The following is a 4,366-nucleotide window of genomic DNA, read 5'->3' as shown; positions in this document are numbered from 1 at the left end:
CATCACGCGCTTCGCCGCTTCCATCTCCTCGGCAAAATCCTGATCGTACGGAGACAGCGTGACGCCTTCGGGAGTGTCCACAAGGTACAAGCTGTCACCCTTTGCGACTTTGAGCTTCAACAAGACCTCTTTAGGCAGAATGATGCCGACAGAGTTGCCAATTGTAGTGATCTTCACTGCGCTCGCCATCGCTGATCCCCCTGGTGAAATTATAACTTATGTTATAACGCTGCCTCTATTACTCAGCTCTCCAGTCCAGGAGCTGACCTCCGAATGCGGGCCAGCAGAGCCGCTGGGCGCAGGAAATGGGGATAGTGCATCATGCTGGCGACGAACGCGGGAAAGGTGTCCCGCGAGATACGCAGCGAGGCCGGAACGACGTACAGGTTCATGACGATCTCGGAGACCAGCAGCGAACTGGCGGCTCCATAGAGGCCGAACCTGCGGGCCAGAAAATAGCAGAGCGTGCAGGCGAGGCCGGTCCCGAGGACGTAATAGGTAGCCAGCCGCTGATGCTGGTTGGTTGAGGTCATCAGCACCGAACTGGTCGACCACAAGGAATAGAGAATAACGACCAGCAGAAGAATATCGAGCAGAATACGGCTCGGCGGTACATGGCCACCCGTCCAGTGGTGAAGGAACCAGGGGCCGACCGACATCATGCCCAGAACGATGACGAAGGCGACGATCAGCGCCAACTGGCAGGCGCGGCGTAGAAGTGTGCGCACCAGCGGGAAGTTCCGTGCGCCGTAGGCGATCGACATCTCCGGTTCGAAGGTGGTGTTGACCATCTGCACCATCTGCAGCGCTACGCGGGAGACGGTGCGGGCCGTGCCGAAGATGACGACGGCGGTCGGCCCGAGAGCGTATCCGACCGCGAGCAGGGTGCCCTGCAGGTTGAGAGCATTGCCGATGGGAAAGCCCATGAAGGCAATGGCAGGGCGGGTCAGGGCGCGGATTTCCGCGAAGCTGGCGTGCTTCCAGCCGTATTCCATCCAGGGAATGTCATGCCGCACCAGAATGCAGAGGGCGACGGTGCCGGTCACGTTCGCGCAGGCAAAGACGAGGGCGGTGGTGCGAGGTTGCGCGCCAAAGACCACAGCGAGGATCATGCAGCCGAAGGCAGAGAGCGACATCATGCTCTTGATGAAGGAGCCGAAGGGATAGCGTCCGATGCAGCGGTAGGCGCTTTGCAAAAGCTGCTCGAACTGGCCGAGCATGACCGAGACGCCCAGGTAGAAGATGATCCACTTGGCGTCGTAAGCGGCGATATTGTGGATCTTCAGCAGGCGGGCGGCGGGGATGTAGTAGAGCACCACGCTCAGAAACGCGATGACGGCGGTACAGATGATGGCGATGAGCCACCAGCAGCTCTGGAAGACGCGTAGCGCCCCCTGCCGGTCATCACGGGCGACCAGCATGGTCATCTCGTTGCCGGCGACGCTGCCGAAGCCTATGTTGCTGAAACTAAGGTAGGAAGGGATGGAGTTGAGGATCATCCATTCGCCATACACCGGCACCGACCAGAAGTGCAGGAAGACCGGGACCTGGATGAGCTGAATAATGGTCGATGCTAACTTGCTGATCCAGCTCGAGATGAACCCAAGGGTCAAGCGGCGTTTTACGGAGCTATCCATTTTCGTCGTTGGCCTCAGGCTTCAGTTTACCGGGTGCAGTTTTTTGTAAGAGGGGAGGAGGAAGTTGCAAGATAGATCGATTTTAAAGGATTTGTGTGAATTCCGGGTATATTTCAGCGCTGGCGGAGAGCGCGGTCGATCTGGAGCTTTTCGGAGGTGAGCTGGGTGAGGATGGCCTGGTCGCCGCGGCGGTCGGCTTCGGCGATGAGGGAGCGGATCTCGCGTTGGCGGCGTTCCAACCGGCGAGTCTCAAGAGCGTGGAGGGCGTGCTCGACCTGCTCGGTCATGGATTGCGCGTCGGGCCGCGCGTCGGCCTCTTCGGGGTCTTCGTGATGTTGAAGCGCCAGCGCCAGCAGAGTGTGGCTCTGCGGGTCCTGGGCGGCGTCCAGCGGGTTCGGCGGGACGGGAGCATTGGCCAGCGTCTCCATGACGGCGGCGGCGGGGAGGTTCTCGTACCACTCGGGATGCTGCGAAAGCTGATCGGCGGCGAGGATGCGGGCCGGGTCACTCTCGGGCAGCACAAGGGCGCGCAGCAGGATGCGCTCGTTTTCGCTGGCCGGATCGGCTTTGTGCGAGCGGACGCTTTCGACGCGCTGGGCTGCTGCCTGCTTGATCTCCTGCCGAAGGATCTGGGAGTCGATGCCCAGCTTCTGTGCGGCGTCGGCGGCGAACTCGTCGCGATGGATGCGGTTGGGCATGCGCCGGATGTGCGGGAGAAGGAAATTGAGCGCCTTGACCTTGGCGTCCGCGGTGCGCGCAGGAAAGAGCTGGCGGGCGCGGTCGATGAGGTAGTCCGAATGGCGCTTGGCGGTGCGGAGGGCGGCGAGATAGGCCTGGATGCCTTGCTCGCGGACGAAGCGGTCGGGGTCGAGGCCGCCCTCGAGGGCGACGACTTTTACTTCAAAGTCCTCTTCGGTGAGCAGGGCGATAGACTTTTCGGCGGCGTTGGCTCCGGCGGTGTCGGGATCGAAGTTGACGACGACGCGCTTGGTGAAGCGGCTGAGCAGGCGCACCTGCATCTCGGTGAACGCCGTGCCCGAGGTGGCGAGGACGTTGTGGACACCCGCCATGTAGACGGAGATGCAGTCCATCTGGCCTTCGACCAGAAGCGCGAAGTCGTGGTTGCGCATGTCGGCCTTGGCCTTGTCGAGATTGAAGAGGACCTGTCCCTTGGTATAGAGCGGCGTCTCGGGCGAGTTCATGTACTTGGCGATGTCGCGGCCCTTTTCGTCCTGGCTGTCGAGGGCGCGGGCGGTGAAGGCGATGGTCTTGCCCTGCTCGTTGGCGATGGGGAAGGTGATGCGCTTGCGGAAGCGGGCGTAGAGCTGGCCGTGGGAGCCGTCGGCCTGCTCCTTTGCGCTGAAGAGGCCGCTGGCGCGCATGGCCTCTTCGTTGAAGTGCGGCTTGAGACGGTCGCGCATGTCGTTGAAGTCGTCGGGCGCGTAGCCGATGCGGAACTTGGCGATGGTCTCGGGCGTGACGCCGCGTCCGGTGAGGTACTCGCGGGCGCGGGCGGCCTCGGGCGATTTGAGCTGCGCTTCGAAGTACTGGGTTGCGGCCTCGTGGATGTCGAGGAGCTGGCGGCGCAGTCCGGCTTCGCGTGCCTCTTCGGGCGAGTTGAACTCGCGTTTGGGCAGCGGGATGCCGCACTTGGCGGCAACGGTGCGGATGGCCTCGGGGAAGCTGACGTTTTCGAGCTTCATGACGAAGGTAAAGACGTCGCCTTTTTCGTGGCAGCCGAAGCAGTAGAAGTAGCCGTGGTTGGCGTTGACGGAGAACGAACCGGTTTTTTCTTTGTGGAAGGGGCAGAGGCCGGTATAGTTCTGCGCCCCGGTTTTGCGCAGCTTCACGTAGTCGCCGATGATCTTGACGATGTCGGCCTGCTGCTTGACGGTCTGGGCGAAGTTATCGGACATGCTGGGTGGAAGTATCAGTTTAGATGAGTCGATGCGGAGAGTGGCGCTGAGAAGCTACATCGTTGAATCGGAGGTCGATGCTTTACTTGTCGGGGCAAAACGCCGTGGCCTGCGAATATCCTGCTTTTGAGGGGACACAGAGCGTAGACTGGTAATACCGCTGACAAATACCGAATCTTCAGAAGAAGAATGGCGTGGTTTTGCCCTTCCCGCTGCGACGGAAAGTTGCGTTGGGCTGTACACTCTGCCGCTCTGCAACGCTTTTAAAGCGAATAAGATACTGCACTTCACCCGCGAATTCAGCAGAACGTGAGCTTGAGGCGCCGCAAAGAATGGGAGATTCCCGTGCGCTCAGAACTAATTTTTCGTGCCAAAGAGACCGTTGCCAACAAGTACAAGCTCTGCCAGACAGCCTCCAAAGCCACCCGGCGACTCCATATTTCCTCGCGAAACACACCGCACACGATCAACGATGCCTTTGTGCGGATCGCCGATGGCTTTGACCTTCCCCTCTCTGTCGAATTGATTCCACTGTTGTCCTAGCCCGCTGTCCTGGCCCGCGATTCGGCTTTGGAGATCAGGTAGCACCGTTCCTGCATGCGAGTTATTCTTCTCACAGGAGGGAGCCCGATGTTCTTTACCGCCTTCAGGCATAGCTCAAGCGTATTTTTGCTTGCGGCTGTCGTTGCGGTCGCCGGGTTCGCGCCGACTCCTGCGCGGGCGGGCAAGCCGGGTGCTTTGCCTGCCGCTCCACCGAATGCCAGCGTTGCGATCCAGCCTCCGAAATTGGACGCGGAGGATGCCGAGGAGAAG

5 protein-coding genes are annotated in these 4,366 nt (G+C 60.7%); 2 read left to right on the top strand and 3 right to left on the bottom strand.

Features of this window, described 5'->3' with window-relative positions; all coding sequences use genetic code 11:
• The 3 genes from VMU57_RS19160 to dnaG form a co-directional block, all read right to left on the bottom strand.
• The coding region (locus VMU57_RS19160) for an AbrB/MazE/SpoVT family DNA-binding domain-containing protein (RefSeq protein ID WP_325386361.1) at nt 1–189 on the bottom strand (189 nt) is incomplete at its 3' end.
• Nucleotides 190–242: 53 nt separating this feature from the next.
• Nucleotides 243–1,637, bottom strand: coding sequence for a lipopolysaccharide biosynthesis protein (locus VMU57_RS19155; protein ID WP_325386360.1), 1,395 nt, complete (start codon nt 1,635–1,637; stop codon nt 243–245).
• A gap of 113 nt (nt 1,638–1,750) precedes the next feature.
• On the bottom strand, nt 1,751–3,553 hold the full coding sequence (gene dnaG, locus VMU57_RS19150) for a DNA primase (protein ID WP_325386359.1): 1,803 nt from the start codon (nt 3,551–3,553) through the stop codon (nt 1,751–1,753).
• Nucleotides 3,554–3,898: 345 nt separating this feature from the next.
• Between dnaG and VMU57_RS19145 the strand changes: the two genes are divergently transcribed.
• Nucleotides 3,899–4,096: a DNA-directed RNA polymerase subunit omega gene (locus VMU57_RS19145; protein ID WP_325386357.1), complete on the top strand. Its 198-nt coding sequence runs from the start codon at nt 3,899–3,901 to the stop codon at nt 4,094–4,096.
• Nucleotides 4,097–4,183: 87 nt separating this feature from the next.
• The coding region (locus VMU57_RS19140; protein WP_325386355.1) for a hypothetical protein at nt 4,184–4,366 on the top strand (183 nt) is incomplete at its 3' end.

This window comes from Edaphobacter sp., from assembly GCF_035532915.1.
In the GTDB taxonomy this organism is placed as follows: Bacteria; Acidobacteriota; Terriglobia; order Terriglobales; family Acidobacteriaceae; genus Edaphobacter.
This window is presented reverse-complemented; position numbering and strand designations above follow the sequence as displayed.